This is a genomic window from Paracoccus sp. TD-10, from assembly GCF_048270675.1.
Taxonomy (GTDB): domain Bacteria; phylum Pseudomonadota; class Alphaproteobacteria; order Rhodobacterales; family Rhodobacteraceae; genus Paracoccus; species Paracoccus pantotrophus.
Genome location: NZ_CP182418.1, coordinates 162421 through 187204, shown reverse-complemented (window position 1 = coordinate 187204; position 24784 = coordinate 162421). Strand labels below are relative to the sequence as shown.

Genomic DNA, 24784 nt, shown 5'->3' with positions numbered 1-24784 from the left:
AAGCCCAAAGCTGGCCGTCGTGGTCATCACGATGCCGACAACAGGATCACGCCCACGATCAGCACGCCACACCCAGCCAGCCGCCACGGGCCGACCGCCTCTCGCAGGATCAACATCCCCATCAGCGCACCGACCATCATCGACATTTCACGCATCGGTGCGACAAGGCTGAGCGGTGCGCCACCCGTCAGTGCGGCAAGCACGAGAATATAGGACAGCGGCGACAGCAGCCCCACGCCGAAGGCGGTCCACCAATGGCCCCGCATCGCCTCCATGAAGCGGTAAGGGTTGGCGAGGACCAGCGGCAGCAGCAGGAAGAACCGCAAAAGGTTCGAGAACCAGTCCAACACCACCGGCGCGATGCCAAGGGCTTTTACCGCATAGGCATCCACCACCGTGTAGCTGGCGATCAGCCCGCCCGTCGCGGCGCCCCACCGAACACCCGCCTGCCCGCCAGGGCGGGTGAGTGCGGCAAGCTTTCCCTGCGTGGCGATCAGCATGATGCCGAGAACGACAAGGACCAGCCCGACCAGGCCCGTGCCGGTCGGGCTTTCCCCCAGGATCAGGAATGCGCCGATCGAGGACAGCATCGGCCCGGTCCCCCGCGCCACCGGATAGACCACCGACAAGTCCGCCACCCTGTAGCCGCGTTGCAGGCAGAGGCTGTAGGCCAGATGAATCAGCCCGCTGAACAGAACAAAGCCGATGCCTTCCCTGGTCCAGTTGATGCCTCCCTGAACCAGCAGCCAAGCCACCCATGGCGCATAAGCGACGCAGGCGACCAGATTATAGGCAAAGACGAACACCGGCCCGACCGAGGCGGCACGTTTGGCCAGCAGGTTCCAGCTGGCATGGATGAAGGATGCGAGAACGACAAGAAACAGCGAGGCAAGCGTCATTGAGACCCCCTTTGCGCCATCGGCGCGGTTGATCTCGACGTCTCCTCCCCTGGGCTTTTGTCCCTTGGGTGCAGCCAGGGAACTCCCCCGGTCTCTGCAACGCTCGGTCCTGCGGCGGCCCATATGGGTCGGCCCGGAACCCTAGTTGCCACTCGGTCGATGCCGGGATTCTAACCGTTGTGGGACAGGAACATCAAGAGCCGACCGACCGCTTCGCCCCGCAAAGCGGACTAGCCTCCCCCTTAAATCACCCCGCGCCGCGCCAGTTCCCGGCCCAGCGCCTCGGCGCCGGTAAAGTGAATCCCGTCCATGCCCAGCGCGCGGGCGCCCTCGACATTGGCCGGGCTGTCGTCGATGAAGATGCAGTCCCCGGGCCGCAGCCCGTTGCGGTCCATCAGCAGCCGAAAGATCGCCGGATCGGGCTTCAGCGCGCCGACCTGGCCCGAGACCAGGATGTCGGCGAACAGCCCGCCCAGCCGGGGATGCAGCTCCAGCGCATGCGGCCAGGTCTCGGCCGACCAGTTGGTCAGCGCATAAAGCGGCACGCCGCGCGCCAGCAGCGCCTCGGCCACCGCCCAGCTGCCGGGCACGGTCTTTTCTATGGTGACGGGAAAGGCCGCCAGATAGCCCGCCAGATGCCGCGCCTCGTCGCCATGCTCGGCGCGGGCGGCGGCCAGCCCCTCGGCAAAACTGCGCCCGCCGTCCTGCATCCGGTTCCAGCCGGGAAAGTCGATGCGGGCCATCCAGGTCTCGGCCTCGGCCCGGCTGGTGAAGACATCCGCAAAGGCCAACGCCGGATCCCAGTCGATCAGCACCCCGCCCAGGTCGAAAATCACGCTTTTCATCGCATCCTTCCGCATTTCGCCGCGCCCAGATCGGCCGGAATTCCGGGCGGTGTAAAGCCCGAAACCGCCGCCGCCCGCCGGCCATCTTGGCTGGCAAGGCGGACGGATGCATGACAGCGCCGCGACGGGCCGGCCGCGCGCAGCCCTTGCAATAAGGGGCGCCGGGGCCTAGTGTCACGCGGAAGACTCATACACTTGGGGAGCCCCGCACGGGGCTGAGAGGTGCCCGGCACCGACCCATCGAACCTGATCCGGGTCATGCCGGCGTAGGGAAGGGTAGAGTGACGCGGCCCGCAATCCCAGGCCGCCACCCATCCGCCCCGCGTCCCCATGCCCGGCCGAAACGAAAGGCGGGCCATGTCGGGATTGCAGCCCCATCCCATCGCGCTGACCATCGCCGGCTCGGACAGCGGCGGCGGCGCCGGAATCCAGGCCGACCTGAAGGCCTTCTCGGCGCTGGGCGTCTATGGCGCCTCTGTGATCACGGCGATCACCGCGCAGAACACCCGCACCGTCGCCGCGGTCGAGGCGGTCAGCCCGGCCATGGTCGCGGCGCAGATCGACGCGGTCTTCGGCGATCTCGAGGTGCGCGCGGTCAAGATCGGCATGGTCGGCGGCGCCGATGTGATCACGGTCGTCGCCGACCGGCTGGCGGCGCTGCTGGCGGACAATCCGGTGCCGGTGGTGCTGGACCCGGTGATGGTGGCGAAATCCGGCGACGCGCTTTTGCCGGACGATGCCGTCTCGGCGCTGCGCGAGCAGCTGATCCCGCTGGCGACCGTGCTGACCCCGAACCTGCCCGAGGCGGCGCGGCTTCTGGGTCGCCCCCCCGCCGCGACGCCCGAGGAGATGCGCGAGCAGGGCGAGGCGCTGCGCGCCCTGGGCGCCGACCATGTGCTGATGAAGGGCGGTCATGCGACCGAAGACAGCTGCACCGACCTTCTGGTCGGGCCCCAGCCGCTGACCCTGACGGCCCCGCGCCAGCAGACGCCCAACACCCACGGCACTGGCTGCTCGCTGTCCTCGGCCATCGCGGCAGGGCTGGCGCAGGGGCTGACGGTGGCGCAGGCCGTGACCCGCGCCCATGGCTGGCTGCAGGCCGCCATCGCCCACGCCGACGAATTGTCGGTCGGACTGGGGCACGGCCCGGTGCATCATTTCCACGAGTTCTGGAGGCAGGCATGAACCAGATCACCATCCTGGGCGCCGGGGTCATGGGCCTGTGCATCGCCACCGAACTGGCGGCGCGCGGCATCCTGCCGCGCATCATCGACCCGGCCGGCAAGCCCGGATCCCAGGCCTGCAGCTGGCGCGCCGGCGGGATGCTGGCGCCCTATTGCGAGGCCGAAAGCGCCGAGCCGGCGGTGCTGCGCCTGGGCCTCGATGCCGCCGACTGGTGGCAGGCGAATGGCGCCGAGGTCATCCGCCGCGGCACGCTGGTCCTGGCGCCCTCGCGCGACCGGGCGGAACTCGACCGCTTTGCCCGGCTGACCGAGGCGCATCAGCCGGTGAACGGCGAGGAAGTCGCGGCGCTGGAGCCGGAGCTGGCCGGCCGCTTCCCGCGCGGCCTGCATTTCGCCACCGAGGCGCACCTGAACCCGCGCGCCGCCCTGCTGGCCCTGCGCGACCGGCTGGAGGCGCAGGGCGTCGCCATCGAAACCGAGGGCACGCCCACCGGCCTTGTCGTCGATGCCCGCGGCCTGGCCGCCAGGGACGAACTTTCCGACCTGCGCGGCGTGCGCGGCGAGATGCTGGTGATCCGCTGCCCGGAAGTGGCGCTGACCCGCACCATCCGCCTGCTGCATCCGCGCATCCCCCTGTATCTCGTGCCGCGCGGCGATGGCGTCTACATGATCGGCGCCACGATGCTGGAGACCGGCGGCAAGTATCGCGTCACCGCGCGCTCGGCGGTCGAGATGCTGTCGGCCGCCTATGCGCTGCATCCCGGCTTTGCCGAGGCCGAGATCCTCGAGCTTGGCTCGGATGCCCGCCCCGCCTTCCCGGACAACCTGCCCCGCCTGCGCCGGCGCGGCGGCACGCTTTACGCAAACGGCCTTTACCGCCACGGCTATCTTCTGGCCCCCGCCGTGGCCCGCATGGCCGCCGATTACCTTGTCGAGGGCCGGAAACCGGAGTTCATGGATGAAGATCACCCTTAACGGAGCGGCGCGCGACCTGACCGGCCCGACCGTGCAGGACGCGCTGGCCGAGATCGGATTGGGCGCGGCCAAGGTGGCGACGGCGCTGAACGGCGCCTTCCTGCCCGCCGCCGCCCGGCCCGCGACCACGCTGAAGGATGGCGACGCGCTGGAAGTCGTGGCGCCGATGCAGGGGGGCTGAGATGCCGGTCTTTTACGGAACCGAAGTCGCAAGCCCGCTGATGCTGGGCACGGCGCAATACCCCTCGCCCGCCATCATGGCCGAGGCGTTCCGCGCCTCGCGCGCCGGCATCGCCACCGTCAGCCTGCGGCGCGAAGGCGGCGAAGGCCAGGACTTCCATCGCCTGATCAAGGAGCTGGGCATCCCCGTCCTGCCCAATACCGCCGGCTGCCATTCGGTGCGCGAGGCGGTGACGACCGCGCAGATGGCGCGCGAGCTGTTCGAGACGCCCTGGATCAAGCTGGAAGTGATCCGGGACGACGACACGCTTTGCCCCGACGTGATCGCGCTGGTCGAAGCGGCGCGGCTGCTGTCCGAGGACGGCTTCCAGGTCTTTCCCTATTGCACCGAGGACCTTTCGGTCTGCGGCCGGCTGCTCGATGCGGGCTGCCAGGTGCTGATGCCCTGGGGCGCACCCATCGGCTCGGGCCGGGGGCTGAACAATCCTTACGGGCTGCGCAGCCTGAGGGCGCATTTCCCCGATGTGCCGCTGGTCGTGGATGCCGGCATCGGCCTGCCCAGCCACGCGGCGCAGGCGATGGAGCTGGGCTATGACGCCGTGCTGCTGAACACCGCCGTCGCCAAGGCCGGCGATCCGGTGGCCATGGCCCGCGCCATGGCGCTGGCGATCGAGGCCGGGCAGCTGGCGCATGGCGCCAACCCGATCGAGGCCCGCGACATGGCCGCCCCTTCCACCCCCCTCTTCGGCATGGCGGTGCTGGGATGAGATTGCCGCGCTTTTACCCGATCTTCGACAGCAGCGACTGGCTGCGCCGCGCCCTGCCTCTGGGCGTGAAACTGGTGCAGATCCGCATCAAGGACCAGCCCCCCGCCCGGCTCTTGGGCGAGCTGGCGCTGTGCCAGGAGCTGTGCCGCGAACATCGCGCCACGCTGGTCGTCAATGACCACTGGCAGGCCGCCATCGACCTGGGCTGCGACTTCATCCACCTGGGGCAGGAGGATCTGGATACCGCCGACATTCCGGCGATCCGCAAGGCCGGGCTGCGGCTGGGCGTCTCGACCCACGACCATGCCGAACTGGACCGGGCGCTGGCGCTCAGGCCCGATTACGTCGCGCTGGGACCGGTCTGGCCGACGATCCTGAAGAAGATGAAATGGGAACAGCAGGGGCTGGACCGGGTGCGGGAATGGCGCAAGCTGGTCGGTGCGACGCCGCTGGTCGCCATCGGCGGCGTCACCCCGGAGCGCGCGCTGGAAGCCTTCGCCGCCGGCGCCGACCTGGCCTCGGCCGTGACCGACATCACGCTCAACCCCGACCCCGAGGGCCGCATCCGCGAATGGCTGCGGGTGGCGGCATGAACCGCTATGTTCGCCAGATGGTCCTGCCCGAGGTCGGCGCCGAGGGGCAGGAGCGCATCGGCGCCGCCCATGCGCTGGTCGTCGGCGCCGGGGGCTTGGGCGTGCCGGTGCTGCAATACCTGGCCGGCAGCGGTATCGGCCGCATCACCCTGATCGACCCCGACACGGTCGAGGAGACCAACCTGCACCGCCAGCCGCTCTACCGCATGAAGGATATCGGCCAGCCCAAGGTCCGCGCCGCCGCACAGGCCGTGGCCCGGCTGAACCCCGCGGTGGAGATCGAGGCGCTGGTGGACCGGCTGACACCCCTGAACGCCCCGGCGCTGGTTGCGGCGGCGGATGTGGTGCTGGACTGCGCCGACAGCTATGCCGCCAGCTACACGCTCTCGGACGCCTGCCTGGCGGTGGGCAAGCCGCTGATCTCGGCCTCGGCGCTGGGGCTTTCGGGCTATGTCGGCGGCTTCTGCGGCGACAAGCGGCAGGGGGGCGCCCCCAGCCTGCGCGCCCTGTTCCCCGACCCGCCCGACAGCGGCCAGACCTGCGCCACCGCCGGCGTGCTGGGCCCGGTGGTCGGCATGCTCGGCTGCATCCAGGCGCAGATGGCGCTGCGGCTGCTTCTGGGCATCACGCCGTCGCCGCTGGGCGAATTCATCCGCTTCGACAACGGCCGCTTCAGCCAGTTCCGCTTCGACACCGCCCCCGAGGCGACCGGTCCGCGCTTCATCGCCCGCGACGAGATCCGCGCGACCGACCTGGTCATCGACCTGCGCCCCGAGGACGAGGCGCCGCGCAAGGCCACGCCGGACGCGCTGCGCATCCCCGATTACGGTGCGGCGGGCCCCCTGCCCGATCCCGGCGGCCGCGTGGTGCTGGCCTGCCGTTCCGGCCTGCGCTCGTGGCGCGCCGCCGACGCCCTTGCCCGCCGCTGGAGCGGCGAGATCACCCTTCTGGCCCTTGGAGACGACGACCGATGAAACACCTTGCCCTTGCCGCCGCCTTCGCCATGCTGGCCTTGCCCGCCCATGCCCAGGACAAGGTGACGCTGATCCTGGACTGGTTCGTGAACCCCGACCACGGCCCGATCATCGTGGCCCAGGAAAAGGGCTTCTTCGCCGAGGAAGGGCTGGAGGTCGAAGTCATCGCCCCCGCCGATCCCTCGGATCCGCCGAAACTGGTCGCCGCCGGCAAGGCCGATTACGCCATCAGCTACCAGCCGCAACTGCACCTGCAAGTGCATGAGGGCCTGCCGCTGAAACGCGTCGGCACCCTGGTCGCGACGCCCTTGAACTGCCTGATGGTCAAGGCCGACGGCCCGGTGCAGGAGATCGCCGACCTCAAGGGCAGGAAGATCGGCTATTCCGTCTCGGGCGTCGAGGAGGCGCTGGTCGGCCAGATCCTCAAGACCGCCGGCCTGACCATGCAGGATGTCGAGATGGTGAACGTGAACTGGTCGCTGTCGCCGGCGCTGATCGCCGGCCAGGTCGACGCCACCATCGGCGCCTATCGCAATTTCGAGCTGACGCAGATGCGGCTGGAGGGCGCTCAGGGCAAATGCTTCTTCGTCGAGGAACAGGGCGTGCCGACCTATGACGAGCTGATCTTCGTCGCCAACCCGGCCGATCTGGACCTGGACCGCACCCGCCGCCTGCTGCACGCGGTCGAACGCGGCGCGCAATACATGGTCAACCACCCGGACGAGGCCTGGGAGCTGTTCTCGGCCACCGCGCCCGATCTCAAGGACGAGCTGAACGCCGAAGCCTGGAAGGACACGCTGCCGCGCTTCTCGCAATCGCCGGCGGCGCTGGACCAGGGCCGCTATGCCCGGTTCGAAGCCTTCCTGCACGAGGCCGGGCTGGTCGACAGCGTGCTGCCGGTCTCGGACCTGGCCCTGGACGTGGCGGCGCAGGACATGGGGGCGGCGCAATGAGCCGCTACGGAGACGCCTTCGCCGCCTGGCGGGCCGCGGCGCAGCCCGACTGGGACGCCTATACCCGCCACCCCTTCGTCGAAGGGCTGCGCGACGGCACGCTGCCGCAATCGCGCTTCCTGACCTATCTGGTACAGGATTACCTGTTCCTGCAAAACTTCTCGCGCGCCTGGGCGCTGGCGGTGGTCAAGGCCGGAGATCTCGACGAGATGCGGGCCTGTTCGGCCACGGTCCACACGCTTCTGGATCACGAGATGGGCCTGCATGTGCAGACCTGCGCCCGCGCCGGCATGGGCCCCGAGGTGCTGGCCAATGCGCAAGAGGCCGTCACCAATATCGCATATACCCGCTATGTTCTGGAATCCGGCTATTCGGGCGATTTCCTTGACCTCTTGGCAGCGCTGATGCCCTGCGTGCTGGGCTATGGCGAAATCGGACTGCGGCTCCAGGCCGAGGCGGCACCCGACACGCCCTATCGCGAATGGATCGACACCTATGCCGGCGCCGAATACCAGACCGCCTGCATCTCGGCCGGCGAGCTGCTGGACAATGCCCTCCGCAAGCGGCTGGGCGATACGCCCCGGCAAAGCCCGCGCTGGGCCGCGCTGTCGGATCGCTTCGCCACCGCCACGCGGCTCGAAGTCGCCTTCTGGGAGCTGGGCCGCGCATGACCGCCGCGGCGGCCTCGGTTCGCGGCCGCGCCTGGGTCGGCGAGGCGCCGCTGTTCGCGCCGGTGGACCTGGTGCTGGAACCCGGCGGTTGGACCTGCCTGCTCGGTCCCTCGGGCGTCGGCAAATCGACCATCCTGCGGCTGATCGCCGGACTGGAAACCGGCGCGCGCTTCGAGGGCGAGGTGACGCGCAACCAGCCCGTTGCCCTGATGGCGCAGGATCCGGGCCTGATCCCCTGGCTGGACGTGACCGGCAATGTCACGCTGGGCGCGCGCCTGCGCGGCACGCTGCGGGCTTCTTTCTTGTCCAAATATCCCGGGGGACGCCCATCCGGCCCCATCGAGGGGCCGGATGGGCGGGGGGCAGAGCCCCCGGCCGACCCCGCCACCCGCGCGGCCCGTCTGATCAAGGCCGTGGGCCTGGCCGACCGCGCCCATCACCTGCCCGCCAACCTGTCGGGCGGCCAGCGCCAGCGCACAGCCCTGGCCCGGACGCTGTTCGAGGACCGGCCGCTGGTGCTGCTGGACGAGCCCTTTTCGGCGCTGGACGCGCGCACGCGGGCGCAGATGCAGGATCTCGCGGCGCGGCTGCTCGACGACCGCACGGTGCTCCTGGTCACGCATGACCCCGCCGAGGCCGCGCGGCTCGGCGACCGCATCCTGCTCTTGCGCGGGACGGGGCTGACCGAATGGCCCCGGCCCGCCCCGCGCCCGAAAGGCGCCGCCCGGCCCTATGACGCGCCCGAGGTGCTGGCGCTGCAAGCCGAGCTGATGCGGGGGATGATGGCATGAGAACCGTCGTGACCCTGGCCGTCACCATCCTGGCCCTGTGGCAGGGGGTGATCTGGCTGGCCGGCATGCCGCCCTTCCTGCTGCCCTCGCCGCTGGCCGTGACCGAGGCGCTGTGGCTGAACCGGGCCGAGATCGCCCGCCATGCCGGCTTCACCCTGACCGAGGTGGTGCTGGGCTTCATCCTCGGCTCCACGCTCGGCGCCGCTCTCGCGGTGGCGATGGGGTTCTCGCAGAGGCTGGCCGGCGTGCTGCGGCCGATCCTGACCTTTAGCCAGACCATCCCGGTTTTTGCGCTCGCGCCGATCCTGACGCTGTGGCTGGGTTTCGGCATGGCGCCCAAGATCGCCATGACCGTGCTGATCGTATTCTTCCCGGTGGCCAGCGCCTTCCTGGACGGGCTGATGCGCACGCCGCAGGCGGCGCTGGACCTGGCGCAGGTCATGGGCGCCGGCCGCATCCGCATCATGCGCCACCTGCGCATCCCGGCGGCGCTGCCCAGCCTGGCCACCGGGCTGCGGCTGGCGGCGGTCTATGCGCCCATCGGCGCGGTGATCGGCGAATGGGTCGGCGGCGCGCGCGGCCTGGGCGCGCTGATGATCCATGCCAACGGCCGGATGAAGACCGACCTGGTCTTTGCCGCGCTGCTGGTCTTGTCGGTGATGACGGTGATCTTCGCCAGGGCGGTGGCCATCGCGCTGCACCGGCTGCTCAGCCGCTACGGCGTCTAGAGCAGGCGCGCGGCGCGGGCCAGATCCTCGGGAGTGTTGAGGTTCAGGAACGGGTCCAGGGGGCGGCTGTCGAACACCGCCCGCCCCGGATCATGCGCGGCCGCGAACTGGCCGATCCGGTGCAGCCCCGATTCCAGCGCCTCGCGCAACTCCCCGCGCAGCGCGACCGGCCAGAGCGCGCAGGTCGGATGGTCGCGCAACTGCCCGCTGTCATCCGGGCTTGCGGCGATGGCCATGCCCGAGCGGCCGGCCGCCTCGCGCAGCCGATGCACCAGATCCTCGGGCAGAAAGGGCGTGTCGACGCTGACGCTGACCACGCTCTGGGCCCCCTCGCCCGCCGCCCATTCCATGCCGGCCAGGACCCCGGCCAAGGGCCCGGCGAAGCCGCCGATGCCGTCGGCAATCACCGGCAGCCCATAGGCCGCGAATTGCTCCGCCTCGCCATTGGCGTTGAGCGCCAGCATCCCGCATTGCGGCGCAAGCCGCGCGATCACCCGCGACAGCAGGGTCTCTCCCGCCAGCATCCGCAGCGCCTTGTTGCCGCCGCCCATGCGGCGCGACAGGCCCCCGGCCAGGATGACGGCGGGAACCGGGTTCATCGCAGCCCCGCCGCGATGGCGCGGGCCAGCGCGAACACCCGCTGCTCCAGGATCACCGGCGTCTCGCAGACATAGGTCAGGGCCTGCTGGCGGTCCTGGAAGATGCGCATGTCCCAGTCGAGCCGCTCTTCCTCGGCGTCGATGGCGTCGAAATCGGGCGTTTCTGCCTTTTGCATCTGTTCCATCTTGGCACGGTGATCCTCGATCCTTTGTGCCAGATCGACCTGCTTGTGGCCATAGCGCGCGATACCGGCGATCAGCGCCGCGCGATGCGGCTCGATCCGGTCGAAGATCGCCACCATCAGCGCCGTCAGCTTCTGGTTGTCGGCATCCCTGGCAAATTCGGCGATCTCGGCCTCGGCCTCGGCCAGCGGCAGGCGGCGCTGCTCCAGCCGGTCGGCCAGGGCGGCGATCTCGGGCGCGCGGGCCAGCTCGCGCGCGGCCTCGTCCGGCTCGGGCCCGCTCCACATCTGGCCCAACGACAGGTGCGGCTGCTTGCGCTGCACGCAGGGCCAGTCGGGATCGGTGCCGTTTTCCGCCCGCGCCGCGCCGGCACCGGCGGCCAGGCAAAGCGCCAGAACCAGGTATCTCATGCTCCCCCCTTTCGCCGGGCCCAGAGCCCCTTGGCCGGATCATACATGATGACGGCCCCTGCAAAGAACAGGATCAGGCAACCCGACACCACCAAGAAGGACAGAAGATCGAAGCGCGCGTAAAGGGCAAAGCGGATCAACTCAACCGCATGGGTGAAGGGATTGGCCGCGCAGATGTCGTGCAGAAGCGGCGAGCTTTCGTTCATCCGCCACAGCGGGTAAAGCGCGCTGGAGGCGAAAAACATCGGGAAGATGACGAAATTCATCACGCCCGCGAAGTTTTCCAGCTGGCGGATGGCCGAGGACAGGAACAGCCCCATCGCCCCCAGCATCAGCCCCGACAGGAACAGCGCCGGCAGCACCGCCAGATAGCCGACGGGCGGCGGCTCGACCCGCCAGAACCAGGCAATGACCAGGAAGGCATAGACCTGGATGATCGACACGATCACCCCGGCGACCAGCTTGCTGGCCAGCAGGAACCAGCGCGGAAACGGGCTGACCAGCAGGGTGCGCATCGCCCCCGTCTCGCGGTCATGCACCATCGAGAGCGAGCTTTGCATGCCGTTGAACAGCTGGATCATCGCGCAAAGGCCGGGGGTCACATAGACCTCGTAAAGCACATAGGTCTGGTAGGGCGGCGTGATCGACAGGCCCAGCACGGCGCGAAACCCGGCGGCAAAGATGAACAGCCAGACCAGCGGCCGCACCAGCGCCGCCAGGAAACGGCCGCGCTGGTTGACGAAGCGCAGGGTCTCGCGCCGGGCAATGCCCAGGAAAGCGGTCAGCCACATGCGCGGGGTCAGGCGCGGTCCGGCCGGATGGGGCGCGCTCATACCTGTTCCCCCGTCAGGCGCAGGAAGGTCGCGGTCAGGTCGTCGCCGCCGATGGCGCCGGCATTGCCGCGGGCCAGCACCTCGCCCTTGTGCAGGATGACCAGCCCGTCCTCGGGGCGGATCTCGTCCAGGATATGCGTGGCCCAGAGCGCCGAGACCCCGCCGCGGGTCAGCTCACGGGTCAGCGCCACCACCTCGGCGCGGGATTTCACGTCAAGCCCGACGGTCGGCTCGTCCAGCAGCAGGATCTCGGGGCGGTGGATCAGGGCGCGGGCGATCTCGGCCCGGCGTTGCTGGCCGCCCGACAGCGCCGAGACCCTGGCATGCAGCCGGTCCGACAGATCGACCTGCGCCAGCACCTCGATGCTGCGCGCCCGCGCCTCGCGCCGCGGGATGCCGTGCAGCGCGGCGTGATAGTCCAGGTTCTGCGCCACGGTCAGGTCGGCGTCCAGCGCACGGGACTGGAACACCACCCCCAGCCGCGCCAGCGCCGCGCCGGGCTGGCGGCGCAGGTCGTGGCCCGCCACCTCGATCCGGCCCGAGCGGTTGTCGTAAAGCCGGGTGATCAGCGAGAACAGCGTGGTCTTGCCGGCGCCGTTCACCCCCAGCAGCGCGGTGAAGCCGCCGCGCGGCACGGTCAGCGACACATCCTTCAGCGCGGGGAAGCGGCCGAAACTGTGGCTGACATGCTGGATGGAAAGCGCGTCCTGCGGCATCTGGCAAAGGGCGGGGCCGGGGCTCCGCCCCTCCTGCTTACTGGATATTGAACACCGCCTGCTGGGTTTCGCCCTGCGAGCCGGGGATCGACAGCGTATAGCGGCCCGGAACGATGGCGATGAAGCTGATCGTCGCGGTGCCGGCATCGTCGAATTCCAGCGAATGCACGCCCATCGGCCGGATCTCGATGTCGTTGATCACCACCTCGTTGATCCAGATCGCGCGGAAGAAGTCGCCGCCCGACAGCGCCAGTTCCTGGCTGCCATCCGCATTGATGTCGAGGCGATAGAAGCCGCCCGATTTCAGCTTGTATTCCGCGGTTGCCACCGGCTTGCCCGAGGCCAGCGTCAACGGCGCCAGGTCGGTGCGGTTGTCGCGCGCCATGATCCCCGAGAAGCCGTAATCGAACTTGGCCCCCGCCTCGTGCACGCCCCCGGCGGCATCGGCTGCTTCGCCGCCATCATCATCGTCGTCGTCATCGTCATCCTGCTCGGCCGCGGCCGCGCCGTCGGTTGCGGCGCCGGCCTCGGGGCTGGCTTCGGGCGCGGTTTCCTGCGCCGCGGCAGGGGCGGCCAGCCCGGCCATGATTAGCAGGATGGTCAGCAAACGGGTCATGGTTCTTCCTCCCTCTTGAACGCTCATCAGTTGGGCGCGACGACCACGCCCCAGGGCTGCTGGCCCACGGGCACGGATTTGACGACCTTCAGCGCCGCCACGTCGATCACCGAGACATCGTTGGAATTGCCGTTGGTGGTGAACAGGTATTTCTCGTCCGGGGTAAAGGCCATCTGCCAGACCCGCTGGCCGACCAGCAGGTAATCCTGGACCTCGTCCGTTTCGCCGTCGATCACGGCGACGCGGTTGGCCGGGCCCAGGGCGACGAAGACCTTGCTGCCGTCGCCGGTGACGCGCACGCCGACCGGCTGGATCGCCTCGGGCAGCACGCCGGGGATCTCGAAGCCGATCTTCTTGGTGATCTGCTGCGTCGCCGGGTCGATCACGCTGACCGTGCCGCCGATTTCAGAACTGACGTAAAGCTTGGTCCCGGCATCGTTGAACTGCGCGAAGCGCGGGCGCGAATCCACCAGCACATTGGCAAAGATCTCGAAGCTTTCGCTGTCGATGAAATGCGCCATGTTGGTGGTTTCCGAGGTGTTGATGACCACCTTGCCATCGGGGCTGACGCCCATGCCCTCGGGTTCGACCCCGACCGGGATCTCGGCCAGCACCTTGTGGGTCTGGGTATCGACCACGGTCACGAGGTTGTCGTCCTCGTTCGCGATGTAGAGCGGGTTGCCCGAGGGGTGCAGCACGAACAGCTCGGGGTCGGGGCCCGAGGGCAAGGTATGCATCTCCTCCATCGTCTCGGGATTGAAGACCCGCACCAGGTCGTCATCCGAGGCGCAGACGTAAAGTTCCTTCCCGTCCGGGCTGATGGTGATGCCGCGCGGGCGGGCGCCGACCGGATAGGTGCCGATCACCTCCAGCGTCTCGCTGTCCAGCACGGTGACGTCATTGCCCTTTTCGTTGCTGACGAAGACCCGGTTGGCAGCGGCGGGCAGGGCGAAACCCAGGCACAGGGCCGAGGTCAGGATGGCGGTTGCAGCTTTCATCTTTCACCTCAGAACTTGCATTCGGTTTCGGGCCGGTCGAAGCCCAGCGTGTCCAGTGCCGAGCTTTGGTGCAGATACTGGTCTTGCGGGCTGACCGAGGCGGTAACGGAATCGGTGGCCAAGAGGATCGGCTGGCGCAGCTGGTGGTCCCAGTCGCGGATCGTCAGCTTCTGGCCCTTGAAGCCCGCCACCTCGAAATTCTCGGACAGCATGAATTCTTTCAGCGTGGCCGGATCGGTGCTTTGCGTGCGCGTCGCCGCCTCGCCGATCATGCGCAGCGCGATCCAGGTCTGGTAATCCTCCTCGCGGATCGGGCGGCCGGCGAGCTTTTCGAAACGGTTCTGGAACTGCGTCGCCCCCCAGGCCTCCAGCGAGGGCGCCCAGCTGCGCGGCACCAGCCCGGCCGAGCCGGCGACCGGACGCGGATCCCAGGTCGCATAGGGCAGCCAGTCGGCAAAGACGCCGTTCTCATCCGCCGCGATCAGCACGTCATGGGCCGGCGCGCGCTGGGTGAAGACCGGCATCTGCTGCTGGACCTGCACATGGCCGCTGTCGCTGCGCCGGCTGCCGCCGGTATCCTCATAGGTCCGCGTCTCGACAATCCTGGCGCCGAACTTGGTCGCGGCGCGGCGATAGGCATCGGCCAGAGCCACGTCCTCGGGATGGCTGCCGGCGATCAGAAACCAGTTGGACCACTTCTTCCACATCAGGAATTGCGCCAGCGCATCGGCCAGCATGGCATGGCTGGGCGCGGCATGGATCACGTTGAAGCGGCAATCCTGGCCGCGCAGGTGGTCGCCGCGTGCCCGCGCATTCAGCACCAGCGCACCGTCGCCAGCCTGGTCGGCGAGGGCCAGCGTCTGCGCATCATCGGCCAGCGTGACGATGAAGGGGATGCCCGCGGTCAGCAGCTTGTCCATCTCGGCCGCCGCGGTCTCGGGCGTGGCCGTGACCTCCAGCGCCTCGAAATCCTGGTTCATGAAGCGGCCGGTGGTGTCGTTGTCCTCGATGGCGAGCCGCGCGCCGGCAAAGCCCAGATCCTCGGGCGGGGCATCCAGCCGCGAGATCGGCGGCAGGCTGGGCACATCCACCCGCAGCACGGCGGCATGCACGGTCTGCGGGGCCGCGGCATCTTGCGCAAGGGCCGGATTTGCCATGGACAAACCAGCCAAAAGTATGATGATTCTGCCTGTCATGGCTGTCCTCCCACCCGCATCATGCCGGGTCAATCCGCCTGCGCCAACCCGGCAGATACCCCGGATCCGGCTGGGTAAAATCACCTGATACCTAAGTCTTAGGGACTTTCGTCCTATGGACGGATGCGGGGGTCGGGGGCATGGTTTGCGCATGGGATTTCCGCGGCTCATCCTGATTGCCTGTGCCGTCGCCCTGGCCGGATCCGGCGCCGGGGCGGACCAGCGGCTTGGCCCCCCGCCGCCCGACAGCGCCGCCTGGTTCGGCCTGCATTTCATCGACACCTCGATCGAGGGCGCAATCGACGGCGTGCGCGAGGACGAGACCCGCCGCGTCGAGATGGCCGAGCAGGTCATCGCCGAGGATCTGCGCAGCCGCGGCTTCACCCTGCTGGACCCTCCCGCCGAGCAGGTCGCGCCGATCAAGAACCCCACGCAATCGAATGGCAGCGACAGCCGCATCGCGCGCGAGATGGGCGCGCATTACGCGATCTCGGGCGAGGTGCAGAAGGTTTCGAACCTGATCCTGTCGCTGAACCTTTACATTCGCGACGCAGCCAGCGGCGACACGGTCCGCGCCGGCGTGGTCGACATTCGCGGCAATACTGACGAAAGCTTTCGCCGCGGCTATCTTTATCTGTTGAAAAACATCATCTTTCGGGAGGAGTGACGGATGATCCGACTGTTGGCCCTGACGGTGGGGGCAACCATGGCAATGGCCCCGGCGGCCGAGGCGCATGGCCCGCCGCGGCTGAAGCTGGAGATGCAGCAAAAGCTGGATGCCACCCCGGATGAGGTCTGGGCCGCGATCGGCAGGTTCGACGACATGAGCTGGCATCCCGCCATCGCCAGCCTGGAACTGGCCGGCGATGGCTCGGCCGACCAGCCCGAGACCTCTACCCGCGTGCTGCATCTGAAAGCCGATGCGGGCGATCCGACCATCACCGAGGTGCTGTCGAGATGGCAGCCCGAGAAGCGCTGCTATGCCTATCGCATCGAAGCGGTCGAGGTGACGGTGCTGCCGGTGACGAACTACGCCGCGACGCTTTGCGTCACGGACGAGGGCGGCAAGGCGCTGGTCAACTGGAAGGGCGGCTTCTATCGCGGCTATCCCAACAACGAGCCCCCGCCCGAGCTGAATGACGAGGCCGCGATCCAGGCGATCACCGGCGTCTATCAGGCCGGGCTCGACGCACTGGCCGAGCGGTTCGGCAAGGCGGAGTAAGCGAAGGAATCAGGGGCCGGCCGGGCCGATGGGCTCCAGCCGGCCGCCTTGTTCCTGCCAGCCCTCGACCCCGTCGGGAAACCAGATCACGCCGCGATAGCCCAGCGCCACGGCGCGCTTGGCGGCATTCCAGCTCATCCAGCAGTCGCGCTTGCAAAGGATCACCAGGGGCGCGGCCTTGTCGCCGCCCGACAGGCGCGCCAGCCCCTCGGCCAGCCGCGCCTGTTCTGCCGGGGCAAGCCGGTCATAGCCGGTATCGTAAAGCCAGATCGCGCCCGGAATGGAGAGATGCGGCGGCGCGTTCCACAGCGTGCCTTCGGGCAGGCCCTCGGGGCGGGCCTGGCGCGGCAGCACGTCGATGAAGGGCACGCCCTGCCCGTGCAGCCGCATCGCCTCGGCCGCGTCGATCACCTGCGCGCCGGCCAGGGTCGCCGGGGTTTCCGAGCGATAGGGCTCGCCATGGAAACCCTGCGGCTCGGGCACCTGGGCCTGGACCGCGCCGGCCATCAGGATCGCCAGCGCCGCCCAGGAAGGTTTCATGGTTTCAGCCCCTTGCCGTAATCGTCCAGCAGCGGCACGCCGGCATCGCGCAGGATGGCGTCGATCTCGTCCTGGTGGCGGCGAATCAGGCTGTTCAGCTGCCGCTTCCATTCCTGTTCGTCCAGCCGCACCCCCATGGTGATGCGATAGAACATGCGCGGACCGCCGGTTTCCTTTAGCAGCGGGGTGAATTGCAGCTCGGGATCCTGCTTGACCAGCGGACCGGCCAGCGGGCCCCAGATCACCGCGGCGGCCAGCTCGCCGGATTTCACCTGGGCCAGCATCTCGCCCGCCGGATCCTCGACCCGGCGATCCACGAACAGATCCCAGCCGCGCATGTCCTTGGCCAGCCCCGCCCGCGCCAGGTTGGTCGCCGGCGGCGTGCCCGCCACCACGCCGATCGGATGGCCGCGAAGCGCCGGATCCTCCAGCATCTCGACCGAGGCCAGCGGGCTGTCCAGCCGCGTCACGATGCCATAGGCCGAGGTATAGTAATGGTTGGTGTTCTGCACCATCTCGTCGCCCTGGGCATAGCCGATGACGACATCGCAAAGCCCGGCGCGCAGGGTCTTGCGGATGAAGCCGGGGCCCTGCGGGAACCAGGTATAGGCCACCGGCAGGCCCAGCTTTTCGGCGAAAAGCCGGGCGATTCGATTCTCGAAACCCTGTTCGTCCTGCGAGGACATCGGCACCGCGGCCGGATCGGCGCAGACCCGGAACTCGGTCTTGGAGCGCAGGTCGGCAACCTGCGCCGCCGCGGGCAGCGCGGCGCAGGCCAGAAGCGCGGCCAAGGCAAGCGCGCGCCTCATCCGCTCATGCAGGAATCTTCCTGCGCCACGAATTCGTCGGACTTGTCCTCTCTTTTCGCGGGGCGGCCGCGCGGCAGTTCCTCCAGGCCGCGTGCCAGCAGATAGGCGTAGATGTCGTCGATATAGCACCAGACGTTCTTGTTGGTACCAAAGGCCGGCATGACCAGGTTGGCAGCCACATTGACCTCTTGCTTGCCCGAGGCGGCGATTTCCAGGAAATCGTAATAGCCCAGCGTCAGCACCGATTTCTTCAGCGCCGGCGCATAGGTCGAGCCCTCGCCATCCGGACCGTGGCAGACATGGCATTCCGCCGAATAGCGGCGATAGCCCGAGAAGGTCGCCCAATCCACCGTGCCGTCCTCGGCGATCTTGAAGGTGGGGATGTCCTCGGCCGTATACCAGCGGCCGTTCTCCATGTGGTCGGGGGTGATGTCCTGGCCGTTCGGCAGCACAAGCTTGCCATCCGCCTCGGCGACCGCGGGCGCCTCCTCCGCCTCGGCCGGGGCCCCTGCGGCCGGCTGCTGTTGCTGCGCATCGCCCGATACGGCGGCGGCAGCGCCGGCCCCGGCCTGCGCCGGGGGCGTGTCGGCGGTCTGTGCAAGGGCCGTTCCGGTGATGGCAAAGGCCGCGCATGCGACACGGATCGCCATCAGGCTGGCGGTCGTCTTGCTGGTCATGAATTTCCTCCCTGGCTGTCACCCGAAGATGATGGCTCGCCCCAAGGTTACCCCTGGGGCGGCCAGTTTCGAGTCACAGTTTGCTTTCCGGCACCAAAGTATTAGCCCGGCAGTTCGAACACGGTCAGCTGGCCGCCCAGCTCGGTATATTGCGACAGCGCGGCATAGCCGCCCACCGCACCAAGCCCGTCGTTGGGATTGGTCAGCCCCGCGGCAAGGCCGATGCCGGCCCAGCCGCCGACGCCCGACAGCACGCCGATATACTGCTTGCCGCCATGTTCGTAGGTCATAACGTTGCCGATGATCCCCGAGGGGGTCTTGAACTTGTAAAGCTCTTCGCCCGTCTGGGCGTCGACGGCCTTCAGATAGCCTTCCAGCGTGCCGTAGAAGACCACGTCGCCCGCCGTCGCCAGCGCGCCCGACCAGACCGAGAACTGTTCGGGGATGGACCACTTGATCTCGCCCGTGGTGTTGTCCCAGGCGATGAAATTGCCCATGCCGCCATGGCTGTTCGGCGCGGGATACATGGACAGCGTGGCGCCGACATAGGGCTGGCCGGCGGTATAGGCCACCCGGAAGGGCTCGTAATCCATGCAGACATGGTTGGTCGGCACATAGAACAGGTTGGTCTTGGGCGAGAAGGCCGCCGGCTGCTGGTCCTTGGTGCCCAGCGCCGCCGGGCAGACGCCGGTGGTGTTCACGTCCTCGCCGTTCTGGGCGGTCGAATATTCGGGCACCACGGCCGGGCGGCCATAGGTTTCCGAATTGGGGTCCATGTCCACGCCGGTGGTCCAGTTCACCACCGGGTCGTATTTCTCGGCCACCAGCAGCTCTCCGGTCTCGCGGTCCAGCGTATAGGCCAGGCCGTTGCGGTCGAAATGCGTCAGCAGCTTGCGTTCCTGGCCGTCGATGGTCTGGTTGGTCAGGATCATCTCGTTGACGCCGTCATAGTCCCATTCGTCGTGGGGCGTCATCTGGTAGAACCACTTGGCCATGCCGGTATCGGCATCCCGCGCCATGATGGTCATCGACCACTTGTTGTCGCCCGGCCGCTGCGAGGGGTTCCAGGTCGAGGGGTTGCCGGTGCCGTAATAGACCAGATTCAGATCCGGGTCATACGAGAACCAGCCCCAGATCGTGCCGCCGCCGATCTGCCACTGATCGCCCTCCCAGCTGCTCAGCGAGCTGTCGGCGCCGATGGGCTTGCCCAGATGCGTGGTGTTCTCGGGATCGACCAGCAGTTCCTCGTCGGGGCCGGTGGACCAGGCTTTCCACGCCTCGGAGCCGTCGGCCAAGTTCAGCGCGGTCATCCGGCCGCGCACGCCGTATTCGCCGCCCGATATGCCGACCAGAACCTTGTCCTTGACCGGCACGACGGTCGCGGTCAGCGTCTCGCCGATGGCGGGATCGCCGATCTTGGTCGACCATTTCGGCTCGCCGGTATTGGCATCCAGCGCGACCACCGTGGTATCGGCCTGTCCCAGCAGGATCATGCCGTCGGCATAGGACAGGCCGCGATAGACCGTGTCGCAGCACATCACCGCGATGACGTTCGGATCCTGCTGCGGCTCATAGCGCCACAGGATCTTGCCGCCGTCGTTCAGGTCCAGCGCAAAGACCTTGTTCGGGAAGGGGGTGTGGACATACATCACGTCGCCGATCACCAGCGGCGAACCTTCGTGCCCGCGCAGCACCCCGGTCGAGAAGGTCCAGGCAACGCGCAGATCCTTGACGTTGTCCTTGTTGATCTGATCCAGGGTCGAATAGCGCGTGTTCGCGTAATCGCCCATCTGGATCGCCCATTGCTGGGGCTTGGCGATCTCGGCCAGCACGCTGTCATTGGCCAGCACCGACGTGCCGGACATGAGCAGCGCAAGGCAGGCGCCGTTCATCAGGGTTTTCATGAATTTTCCTCCGCATGCCGGTGGTCGCGCTTCTCCTCATGCGCAAGCACCTACTGCTGGAAGGTTCGGGTCCGGCCGCATTTGCGTCAACGCGGCCGGCAGGCTCCTTGGACCAAAGTATTAGGGAAATTCGGCAATAGGTATGGGGCAATCGCCCCGCCCCAGGCCGGCGGGCGGTCCCGGCCGCCTAGGCCAGCCGCTCGGCATGCCAGCGGATATGGTCCTCCATGAAGGTCTGCACGAAGAAATAGCTGTGATCATAACCCTGTTGCATGCGGAAGCTGCCGGGCTGGCGGCGCTCGGCCATGGCATGGGCCAGTGCCTCGGGCTTGAGCAGGTCCAGGAACTGATCGCTGGCGCCCTGATCGACCAGCACCTCGCCGGGATAGCCGCGCTGCCGCATCAGCAGGGTCGAATCGTGGCGTTCCCAGGCATCGCGATCCTCGCCCAGATAGGCGGCGAACTGCTTGCGCCCCCAGTCGGATTCGCTGGGATGCGCGATCGGCGAAAAGGCCGAGACGGATCTGTAGCGTTCGGGCAGGGTCATGGCGATGGTCAGCGCGCCATGGCCGCCCATGGAATGACCGGTGATGCCCTGCGCCTCGCGCTCCAGGGGAAAATTGCCGAAGACCAGTTCGGGCAGTTCATGGGTGATATAGTGCCACATGCGGAAATGCGGCGCCCAGGGCGCCTGGGTCGCATCGACATAGAAGCCGGCGCCCTGGCCCAGGTCATAGGCCTGATCATCGGCCACGCCCTCGCCGCGCGGCGACGTGTCGGGAAAGATCACCGCGATGCCGTATTCCGCCGCCCATTGCTGCGCGCCGGCCTTGGTCATGGCGTTCTCATGCGTGCAGGTCAGGCCGGACAGATACCACAGCACCGGCACCTTGCCGTGCCGGGCGTCGGGCGGCAGGTAGAGGGCAAAGGTCATCGGCGTGCCGGTCGCCTGCGACTGGTGGCGATAGACGCCCTGGATGCCGCCGAAGCTGCGGTTTTCCGATACGGTCTCATAGGCCAGCGTCATGGGTTTTCCCTTCTGTCAGGTCGTGAAACATGACCAGCGCGTCCACATAGCCATGCCGGGGATGAAGAAACGCACCCGGCAGGCGGCCGACAATATCGAAACCGGCTTTCTGCCACGAATGAACGGCATCGGCATTGGTCGAGACGACGAAGTTGAACTGCATCGCCCGGAAGCCCTGCGCCCGCGCCCAGTCCTTGGCATGGGCGACCAGCCGCCCGGCGATGCCGCGGCCCCGCGCATCCGGGTGGGTGGCAAAGCTGGCATTGGCGACATGGCCGGCCGGGCCGGGCCGGTTGCGGCCGACATGGCTGGTGCCCAGCACCCGGCCGTCCCGCTCGGCCACGAAAGCGGTGAAGGGCGCGGCGAACCAGTCGGCCAGCGCCTCCTCGCGCGAGATGTCGGGCGGGATGCAATAGGTCTCGCCCGCGCGATAGACCGGTTCAAGGATCGTCCAGATCGCCTCGTGGTCGGAAGGCGTGGCGGGACGGATCAGGATGTCAGCCCCGCCCGCCATCATTGCAGGCCCGTCATTTCAGCTCGTCCACGGTGCGGATGACCCTGCCCAGAAGGCCGTAATCCAGCGCCTCTTGCGTGTTCAGCCAGAAGTCGCGCTGGGTGTCCTTTTCGATCCGCTCGACGGTCTGGCCGGTCGCCTCGGCAAAGATCTGGTTCAGCCGGTCGCGCATCAGCCGCACCTGCTCGGCCTGGATCATCATGTCCGTGGAGGTGCCGCCGATCCCGCCCGAGGGCTGGTGGATCAGGAACCGGGTATTGGGCAGGCAATAGCGGTTTTCCTTGTCCGCGCCGACGAAGATCAGCGCCCCGGCCGAGGCCACCCAGCCCGAGCCGATGGTGCGCACGGTCGGACGGATGAACTTGATCACGTCATGGATCATGTCGCCGGATTCGACATGGCCGCCGGGCGAGGAGATCAGCATGTTGATCGGTTCCTCGCTGTCCTCGGCCAGGGCCAGCAGATGCGCCACGGTGCGCTGCGCCAGCTTGTCGGTGATCGGCCCGGCGACGATCACCGTGCGCGACTTGAAATAGAGCTTGCCGATCCTGTCGCCCTCGGGCAGGCCGAGACCCTCGTCCTTCTGGCCCTCCTGGCGGCGCTCGTCTTCGTCGTCGTCATCGTCGTCCAGGTGGAAATGCTTTGCCATGATCGGTCCTTTCATGTTGACGGCGGGGCCGGTCGCCCGCCCCCGCCGTCCTTTTAACTAAGCAGCCCTTGACGATCAGTAAAGCACGACCGAGCGGATGGACTTGCCCGCATGCATCAGGTCGAAGCCCTTGTTGATCTCGTCCAGCGTCAGGGTGTGGGTGATCATCGGGTCGATCTCGATCTTGCCGTTCATGTACCAGTCGACGATCTGCGGCACGTCGGTGCGGCCGCGGGCGCCACCAAAGGCCGTGCCCTTCCAGACCCGGCCGGTGACCAGCTGGAACGGCCGGGTGCTGATTTCCGCCCCCGCGGGCGCGACGCCGATGATGATCGACTGGCCCCAGCCCCGATGGGTGCATTCCAGCGCGTCGCGCATCACCTTGACGTTGCCGGTGCAGTCGAAGCTGTAATCGGCGCCGCCGATCTGGTCGAAGGGGGTCTTGGTCAGGTTCACGATCTCCTGGACCACGTTCTCGCAATTCTTCGGGTTGATGAAATGCGTCATGCCGAAATGCTCGGCCATCGGCTTCTTGTCGTCGTTCAGGTCGACGCCGATGATCATGTCCGCGCCGGCCAGGCGCAGGCCCTGGAGCACATTGAGCCCGATGCCGCCCAGGCCGAAGACCACCGCCTTGGCGCCGATTTCCACCTTGGCGGTGTTGATCACCGCGCCGATGCCGGTGGTGACGCCGCAGCCGATATAGCAGATCTTGTCGAAGGGCGCGTCCTCGCGCACCTTGGCCACCGCGATTTCCGGCAGCACGGTGTAGTTCGAGAAGGTCGAGCAGCCCATGTAGTGATGGATCGGCGTGCCGTCGAGCATGCTGAACCGGGTGGTGCCGTCCGGCATCAGGCCCTGGCCCTGGGTGGCGCGGATCGCGGTGCAAAGGTTGGTCTTGCCCGACAGGCAGGACGCGCATTGCCGGCATTCGGGCGTGTAGAGCGGGATGACATGGTCGCCCGGCTTGACCGAGGTGACGCCCGGCCCGACCTCGACCACCACGCCCGCGCCCTCATGGCCCAGGATCGAGGGGAAGATGCCTTCCGGGTCGGCGCCCGAGAGCGTGAATTCGTCGGTGTGGCAGATGCCGGTGGCCTTGATCTCGACCATCACCTCGCCGGCCTTGGGGCCTTCCAGGTTGACCTCCATGACCTCCAGCGGCTTGCCGGCTTCCAGCGCGACGGCGGCACGGGTTCTCATGACTTCTTCTCCTTCGGTGACGGCCCTTGGCCTGCGTTTTCTCATGGTTTCGGGGGCCGGTAAACCGACCCCCGCAATTGTCGCGACCGATCCGGTGCTTAGGCCGCAAGCGCGCCGGACCGCTTGGCGATATGGGTGGCGATCGCATCCATCAGCGGCGGCGACAGCGCGTCATAGGGCTCCAGCCCCAATTCGCGCAGCCGGGCGCGGATCGCCTCCATACGGCCGGGATCGACCCCCGATTCGATGATCGAGCTGACGAAGGCGGCAAATTCCGGCGCCGACCAGCCGTCCTCGTCCGAAAGCTCGGTATGGACGAAATCCAGACCGTAAAAGGGATGGTCCCGATTCTCGATCCGGCCGTACATATGCACGCCGCATTCCCTGCAGCGATGGCGCTGGATCGGCGCGTCGGGATTGACGATCTCCAGCTTCTCGGCGCCCTCCAGCACCTCGAGCGCATCGCGGCCGACCACGGCCACCTGCGAGAAGATCGCGCCCTCGGGTTTCCAGCATTTGGTGCAGCCGCAGACATGGTTATGCGCGGTCTGCGCCCGGACCGCGACGCGGACCGGGTTGGTGCTGCACTTGCAATGCAGCGTGCCACCCGCAAATCCGGGCTGCGCGGGCTTGATGCCGTTATCGACTGCGGGGTGGATCTTCACCCCCGATGTGTCCGCCATGTTGCCGTTCCTCCCCTCAGAGCCATGCGCCGAGGTTCGCGCCATGGCGGGGCCGGGACAAGTGGGCAAAAGGTTGTAATCCCTGCCGGCTCAGGCTTCCGGCCGGGATACCAGCCAGGCGGCGATGGCGGTGCAGGCCAGAACCTGAAGGGCGATGAAGCGCATGTCCAGCCCCAGCCAGATCGCCCAGGCGATGCCGGCCGTCATGCCGGCCACCGCCCAGATCTTGGCGTTGCGCCCGATGACGCCGCGCTTGCGCCAGGCGCGGATCGGCGGGCCGAAGCGGGGATGGCGCATGATCCGGGCACCCAGCCGCGGCGAGGAACGCGCAAAGGCCCAGACCGAAAGCAGCAGGAAGGGCACCGTGGGCAGGACCGGCAGGAAGATCCCGATCGTTCCCAGCGTCAGGGTCAGCCAGCCCATCGAGAGCCACAGGTATCGCATC

The 24784-nt window shown here is 67.9% G+C and carries 31 protein-coding genes and 1 riboswitch; of the genes, 12 read left to right on the top strand and 19 right to left on the bottom strand.

Going from position 1 to position 24784, the window contains the following annotated elements; all coding sequences use genetic code 11:
- Window positions 1-26: 26 nt before the first annotated feature.
- Together ACNKFW_RS00955 and ACNKFW_RS00950 are read right to left on the bottom strand one after the other, a co-directional pair.
- Entirely contained in the window at window positions 27-899 is an 873-nt protein-coding gene (locus tag ACNKFW_RS00955) for a DMT family transporter (RefSeq protein WP_024842864.1), read from the bottom strand.
- A 242-nt stretch (window positions 900-1141) separates the two neighbouring features.
- The gene (locus ACNKFW_RS00950) at window positions 1142-1744 is read right to left on the bottom strand and encodes an HAD family hydrolase (RefSeq protein ID WP_024842863.1); all 603 of its coding nucleotides are present in this window, start codon (window positions 1742-1744) and stop codon (window positions 1142-1144) included.
- 186 nt (window positions 1745-1930) lie between these two features.
- Window positions 1931-2034: riboswitch (TPP riboswitch) on the top strand.
- Between the two features lie 67 nt (window positions 2035-2101).
- Between ACNKFW_RS00950 and thiD the strand changes: the two genes are divergently transcribed.
- The 10 genes from thiD to ACNKFW_RS00900 are packed head-to-tail and all read left to right on the top strand — an operon-like array spanning window position 2102 to window position 9560.
- A complete protein-coding gene (thiD, locus tag ACNKFW_RS00945; RefSeq protein ID WP_024842862.1) occupies window positions 2102-2929 on the top strand; it encodes a bifunctional hydroxymethylpyrimidine kinase/phosphomethylpyrimidine kinase in 828 nt (275 codons plus the stop codon).
- Window positions 2926-3903, top strand: a complete 978-nt coding sequence (locus tag ACNKFW_RS00940) for an FAD-dependent oxidoreductase (RefSeq protein ID WP_147427454.1) — start codon at window positions 2926-2928, stop codon at window positions 3901-3903. Before thiD ends, ACNKFW_RS00940 begins: the two co-directional genes overlap by 4 nt.
- Window positions 3887-4084 (top strand): sulfur carrier protein ThiS, encoded by a 198-nt coding sequence (gene thiS / locus ACNKFW_RS00935; protein ID WP_024842860.1) that lies wholly within the window; start codon window positions 3887-3889, stop codon window positions 4082-4084. The genes ACNKFW_RS00940 and thiS overlap by 17 nt, the downstream gene beginning before the upstream one ends.
- Window position 4085: 1 nt before the next feature.
- On the top strand, window positions 4086-4850 hold the full coding sequence (locus tag ACNKFW_RS00930) for a thiazole synthase (RefSeq protein ID WP_024842859.1): 765 nt from the start codon (window positions 4086-4088) through the stop codon (window positions 4848-4850).
- Window positions 4847-5443, top strand: a complete 597-nt coding sequence (locus ACNKFW_RS00925; RefSeq protein ID WP_024842858.1) for a thiamine phosphate synthase — start codon at window positions 4847-4849, stop codon at window positions 5441-5443. Before ACNKFW_RS00930 ends, ACNKFW_RS00925 begins: the two co-directional genes overlap by 4 nt.
- The gene (locus ACNKFW_RS00920) at window positions 5440-6417 is read left to right on the top strand and encodes a ThiF family adenylyltransferase (RefSeq protein ID WP_418024458.1); all 978 of its coding nucleotides are present in this window, start codon (window positions 5440-5442) and stop codon (window positions 6415-6417) included. Before ACNKFW_RS00925 ends, ACNKFW_RS00920 begins: the two co-directional genes overlap by 4 nt.
- Complete coding sequence (locus ACNKFW_RS00915; protein ID WP_418024456.1) at window positions 6414-7370, top strand: ABC transporter substrate-binding protein; 957 nt, start codon at window positions 6414-6416, stop codon at window positions 7368-7370. The genes ACNKFW_RS00920 and ACNKFW_RS00915 overlap by 4 nt, the downstream gene beginning before the upstream one ends.
- Complete coding sequence (tenA, locus tag ACNKFW_RS00910) at window positions 7367-8041, top strand: thiaminase II (RefSeq protein WP_418024454.1); 675 nt, start codon at window positions 7367-7369, stop codon at window positions 8039-8041. The genes ACNKFW_RS00915 and tenA overlap by 4 nt, the downstream gene beginning before the upstream one ends.
- Complete coding sequence (locus ACNKFW_RS00905; RefSeq protein ID WP_024842854.1) at window positions 8038-8832, top strand: ABC transporter ATP-binding protein; 795 nt, start codon at window positions 8038-8040, stop codon at window positions 8830-8832. The genes tenA and ACNKFW_RS00905 overlap by 4 nt, the downstream gene beginning before the upstream one ends.
- Window positions 8829-9560, top strand: coding sequence for an ABC transporter permease (locus ACNKFW_RS00900; RefSeq protein WP_418024452.1), 732 nt, complete (start codon window positions 8829-8831; stop codon window positions 9558-9560). The genes ACNKFW_RS00905 and ACNKFW_RS00900 overlap by 4 nt, the downstream gene beginning before the upstream one ends.
- Here ACNKFW_RS00900 and mobA read toward each other — a convergent pair.
- From mobA to ACNKFW_RS00865, 7 genes are read right to left on the bottom strand one after another with little or no spacing between them, the layout of a single operon-like run.
- Window positions 9557-10159, bottom strand: a complete 603-nt coding sequence (mobA, locus tag ACNKFW_RS00895) for a molybdenum cofactor guanylyltransferase MobA (RefSeq protein WP_024842852.1) — start codon at window positions 10157-10159, stop codon at window positions 9557-9559. The genes ACNKFW_RS00900 and mobA overlap by 4 nt on opposite strands.
- A complete protein-coding gene (locus ACNKFW_RS00890) occupies window positions 10156-10752 on the bottom strand; it encodes a hypothetical protein (RefSeq protein WP_418024450.1) in 597 nt (198 codons plus the stop codon). The genes mobA and ACNKFW_RS00890 overlap by 4 nt, the downstream gene beginning before the upstream one ends.
- Window positions 10749-11585 (bottom strand): ABC transporter permease, encoded by an 837-nt coding sequence (locus tag ACNKFW_RS00885; RefSeq protein WP_028709799.1) that lies wholly within the window; start codon window positions 11583-11585, stop codon window positions 10749-10751. Before ACNKFW_RS00885 ends, ACNKFW_RS00890 begins: the two co-directional genes overlap by 4 nt.
- Window positions 11582-12301, bottom strand: a complete 720-nt coding sequence (locus tag ACNKFW_RS00880) for an ABC transporter ATP-binding protein (RefSeq protein ID WP_024842849.1) — start codon at window positions 12299-12301, stop codon at window positions 11582-11584. The genes ACNKFW_RS00885 and ACNKFW_RS00880 overlap by 4 nt, the downstream gene beginning before the upstream one ends.
- A gap of 37 nt (window positions 12302-12338) precedes the next feature.
- Entirely contained in the window at window positions 12339-12917 is a 579-nt protein-coding gene (locus tag ACNKFW_RS00875; RefSeq protein ID WP_147427450.1) for a hypothetical protein, read from the bottom strand.
- A gap of 26 nt (window positions 12918-12943) precedes the next feature.
- Window positions 12944-13915, bottom strand: coding sequence for a YVTN family beta-propeller repeat protein (locus ACNKFW_RS00870; protein ID WP_024842847.1), 972 nt, complete (start codon window positions 13913-13915; stop codon window positions 12944-12946).
- 8 nt (window positions 13916-13923) lie between these two features.
- Entirely contained in the window at window positions 13924-15072 is a 1149-nt protein-coding gene (locus ACNKFW_RS00865) for an ABC transporter substrate-binding protein (RefSeq protein WP_244314562.1), read from the bottom strand.
- 190 nt (window positions 15073-15262) lie between these two features.
- Here ACNKFW_RS00865 and ACNKFW_RS00860 point away from each other — a divergent pair, with 190 nt between their 5' ends.
- Together ACNKFW_RS00860 and ACNKFW_RS00855 are read left to right on the top strand one after the other, a co-directional pair.
- Entirely contained in the window at window positions 15263-15778 is a 516-nt protein-coding gene (locus ACNKFW_RS00860; protein ID WP_024842845.1) for a DUF3280 domain-containing protein, read from the top strand.
- A 3-nt stretch (window positions 15779-15781) separates the two neighbouring features.
- Window positions 15782-16333: an SRPBCC family protein gene (locus tag ACNKFW_RS00855; protein ID WP_147427447.1), complete on the top strand. Its 552-nt coding sequence runs from the start codon at window positions 15782-15784 to the stop codon at window positions 16331-16333.
- Window positions 16334-16342: 9 nt separating this feature from the next.
- On the opposite strand, the gene ACNKFW_RS00850 is transcribed toward ACNKFW_RS00855, so the two are convergent.
- From ACNKFW_RS00850 to ACNKFW_RS00805, 10 genes are all read right to left on the bottom strand, one after another.
- A complete protein-coding gene (locus tag ACNKFW_RS00850) occupies window positions 16343-16873 on the bottom strand; it encodes a PQQ-dependent catabolism-associated CXXCW motif protein (protein WP_147427446.1) in 531 nt (176 codons plus the stop codon).
- Complete coding sequence (locus ACNKFW_RS00845) at window positions 16870-17682, bottom strand: substrate-binding domain-containing protein (RefSeq protein WP_024842842.1); 813 nt, start codon at window positions 17680-17682, stop codon at window positions 16870-16872. The genes ACNKFW_RS00850 and ACNKFW_RS00845 overlap by 4 nt, the downstream gene beginning before the upstream one ends.
- On the bottom strand, window positions 17679-18359 hold the full coding sequence (locus tag ACNKFW_RS00840; RefSeq protein ID WP_024842841.1) for a c-type cytochrome, methanol metabolism-related: 681 nt from the start codon (window positions 18357-18359) through the stop codon (window positions 17679-17681). Before ACNKFW_RS00840 ends, ACNKFW_RS00845 begins: the two co-directional genes overlap by 4 nt.
- A 101-nt stretch (window positions 18360-18460) precedes the next feature.
- Window positions 18461-20263 carry a methanol/ethanol family PQQ-dependent dehydrogenase gene (locus ACNKFW_RS00835; RefSeq protein ID WP_024842840.1) on the bottom strand — a complete coding sequence of 601 codons (1803 nt, stop codon included), beginning with the start codon at window positions 20261-20263 and terminating at the stop codon, window positions 18461-18463.
- Between the two features lie 187 nt (window positions 20264-20450).
- Window positions 20451-21290, bottom strand: a complete 840-nt coding sequence (gene fghA, locus ACNKFW_RS00830; RefSeq protein WP_147427445.1) for an S-formylglutathione hydrolase — start codon at window positions 21288-21290, stop codon at window positions 20451-20453.
- Complete coding sequence (locus ACNKFW_RS00825; RefSeq protein ID WP_028709796.1) at window positions 21274-21807, bottom strand: GNAT family N-acetyltransferase; 534 nt, start codon at window positions 21805-21807, stop codon at window positions 21274-21276. Before ACNKFW_RS00825 ends, fghA begins: the two co-directional genes overlap by 17 nt.
- Before the next feature lie 10 nt (window positions 21808-21817).
- Complete coding sequence (locus ACNKFW_RS00820) at window positions 21818-22453, bottom strand: ATP-dependent Clp protease proteolytic subunit (RefSeq protein WP_024842837.1); 636 nt, start codon at window positions 22451-22453, stop codon at window positions 21818-21820.
- Between the two features lie 75 nt (window positions 22454-22528).
- Window positions 22529-23656: an S-(hydroxymethyl)glutathione dehydrogenase/class III alcohol dehydrogenase gene (locus tag ACNKFW_RS00815; RefSeq protein ID WP_024842836.1), complete on the bottom strand. Its 1128-nt coding sequence runs from the start codon at window positions 23654-23656 to the stop codon at window positions 22529-22531.
- 98 nt (window positions 23657-23754) lie between these two features.
- A complete protein-coding gene (gene gfa, locus ACNKFW_RS00810) occupies window positions 23755-24339 on the bottom strand; it encodes an S-(hydroxymethyl)glutathione synthase (protein WP_036747088.1) in 585 nt (194 codons plus the stop codon).
- A 90-nt stretch (window positions 24340-24429) separates the two neighbouring features.
- Window positions 24430-24783, bottom strand: coding sequence for a YbaN family protein (locus tag ACNKFW_RS00805; protein ID WP_024842834.1), 354 nt, complete (start codon window positions 24781-24783; stop codon window positions 24430-24432).
- Window position 24784 lies beyond the last annotated feature (1 nt).

Excerpts from the sequence above, each read along its gene's own strand:
- ACNKFW_RS00955 (WP_024842864.1), bottom strand. The coding sequence starts at position 899 with ATGACGCTTGCCTCGCTGTTTCTTGTCGTTCTCGCATCCTTCATCCAT.
- ACNKFW_RS00950 (WP_024842863.1), bottom strand. The coding sequence starts at position 1,744 with ATGAAAAGCGTGATTTTCGACCTGGGCGGGGTGCTGATCGACTGGGAT.
- thiD (WP_024842862.1), top strand. The coding sequence starts at position 2,102 with ATGTCGGGATTGCAGCCCCATCCCATCGCGCTGACCATCGCCGGCTCG.
- ACNKFW_RS00940 (WP_147427454.1), top strand. The coding sequence starts at position 2,926 with ATGAACCAGATCACCATCCTGGGCGCCGGGGTCATGGGCCTGTGCATC.
- thiS (WP_024842860.1), top strand. The coding sequence starts at position 3,887 with ATGAAGATCACCCTTAACGGAGCGGCGCGCGACCTGACCGGCCCGACC.
- ACNKFW_RS00930 (WP_024842859.1), top strand. The coding sequence starts at position 4,086 with ATGCCGGTCTTTTACGGAACCGAAGTCGCAAGCCCGCTGATGCTGGGC.
- ACNKFW_RS00925 (WP_024842858.1), top strand. The coding sequence starts at position 4,847 with ATGAGATTGCCGCGCTTTTACCCGATCTTCGACAGCAGCGACTGGCTG.
- ACNKFW_RS00920 (WP_418024458.1), top strand. The coding sequence starts at position 5,440 with ATGAACCGCTATGTTCGCCAGATGGTCCTGCCCGAGGTCGGCGCCGAG.
- ACNKFW_RS00915 (WP_418024456.1), top strand. The coding sequence starts at position 6,414 with ATGAAACACCTTGCCCTTGCCGCCGCCTTCGCCATGCTGGCCTTGCCC.
- tenA (WP_418024454.1), top strand. The coding sequence starts at position 7,367 with ATGAGCCGCTACGGAGACGCCTTCGCCGCCTGGCGGGCCGCGGCGCAG.
- ACNKFW_RS00905 (WP_024842854.1), top strand. The coding sequence starts at position 8,038 with ATGACCGCCGCGGCGGCCTCGGTTCGCGGCCGCGCCTGGGTCGGCGAG.
- ACNKFW_RS00900 (WP_418024452.1), top strand. The coding sequence starts at position 8,829 with ATGAGAACCGTCGTGACCCTGGCCGTCACCATCCTGGCCCTGTGGCAG.
- mobA (WP_024842852.1), bottom strand. The coding sequence starts at position 10,159 with ATGAACCCGGTTCCCGCCGTCATCCTGGCCGGGGGCCTGTCGCGCCGC.
- ACNKFW_RS00890 (WP_418024450.1), bottom strand. The coding sequence starts at position 10,752 with ATGAGATACCTGGTTCTGGCGCTTTGCCTGGCCGCCGGTGCCGGCGCG.
- ACNKFW_RS00885 (WP_028709799.1), bottom strand. The coding sequence starts at position 11,585 with ATGAGCGCGCCCCATCCGGCCGGACCGCGCCTGACCCCGCGCATGTGG.
- ACNKFW_RS00880 (WP_024842849.1), bottom strand. The coding sequence starts at position 12,301 with ATGCCGCAGGACGCGCTTTCCATCCAGCATGTCAGCCACAGTTTCGGC.
- ACNKFW_RS00875 (WP_147427450.1), bottom strand. The coding sequence starts at position 12,917 with ATGACCCGTTTGCTGACCATCCTGCTAATCATGGCCGGGCTGGCCGCC.
- ACNKFW_RS00870 (WP_024842847.1), bottom strand. The coding sequence starts at position 13,915 with ATGAAAGCTGCAACCGCCATCCTGACCTCGGCCCTGTGCCTGGGTTTC.
- ACNKFW_RS00865 (WP_244314562.1), bottom strand. The coding sequence starts at position 15,072 with ATGGCAAATCCGGCCCTTGCGCAAGATGCCGCGGCCCCGCAGACCGTG.
- ACNKFW_RS00860 (WP_024842845.1), top strand. The coding sequence starts at position 15,263 with ATGGGATTTCCGCGGCTCATCCTGATTGCCTGTGCCGTCGCCCTGGCC.
- ACNKFW_RS00855 (WP_147427447.1), top strand. The coding sequence starts at position 15,782 with ATGATCCGACTGTTGGCCCTGACGGTGGGGGCAACCATGGCAATGGCC.
- ACNKFW_RS00850 (WP_147427446.1), bottom strand. The coding sequence starts at position 16,873 with ATGAAACCTTCCTGGGCGGCGCTGGCGATCCTGATGGCCGGCGCGGTC.
- ACNKFW_RS00845 (WP_024842842.1), bottom strand. The coding sequence starts at position 17,682 with ATGAGGCGCGCGCTTGCCTTGGCCGCGCTTCTGGCCTGCGCCGCGCTG.
- ACNKFW_RS00840 (WP_024842841.1), bottom strand. The coding sequence starts at position 18,359 with ATGACCAGCAAGACGACCGCCAGCCTGATGGCGATCCGTGTCGCATGC.
- ACNKFW_RS00835 (WP_024842840.1), bottom strand. The coding sequence starts at position 20,263 with ATGAAAACCCTGATGAACGGCGCCTGCCTTGCGCTGCTCATGTCCGGC.
- fghA (WP_147427445.1), bottom strand. The coding sequence starts at position 21,290 with ATGACGCTGGCCTATGAGACCGTATCGGAAAACCGCAGCTTCGGCGGC.
- ACNKFW_RS00825 (WP_028709796.1), bottom strand. The coding sequence starts at position 21,807 with ATGATGGCGGGCGGGGCTGACATCCTGATCCGTCCCGCCACGCCTTCC.
- ACNKFW_RS00820 (WP_024842837.1), bottom strand. The coding sequence starts at position 22,453 with ATGGCAAAGCATTTCCACCTGGACGACGATGACGACGACGAAGACGAG.
- ACNKFW_RS00815 (WP_024842836.1), bottom strand. The coding sequence starts at position 23,656 with ATGAGAACCCGTGCCGCCGTCGCGCTGGAAGCCGGCAAGCCGCTGGAG.
- gfa (WP_036747088.1), bottom strand. The coding sequence starts at position 24,339 with ATGGCGGACACATCGGGGGTGAAGATCCACCCCGCAGTCGATAACGGC.
- ACNKFW_RS00805 (WP_024842834.1), bottom strand. The coding sequence starts at position 24,783 with ATGCGATACCTGTGGCTCTCGATGGGCTGGCTGACCCTGACGCTGGGA.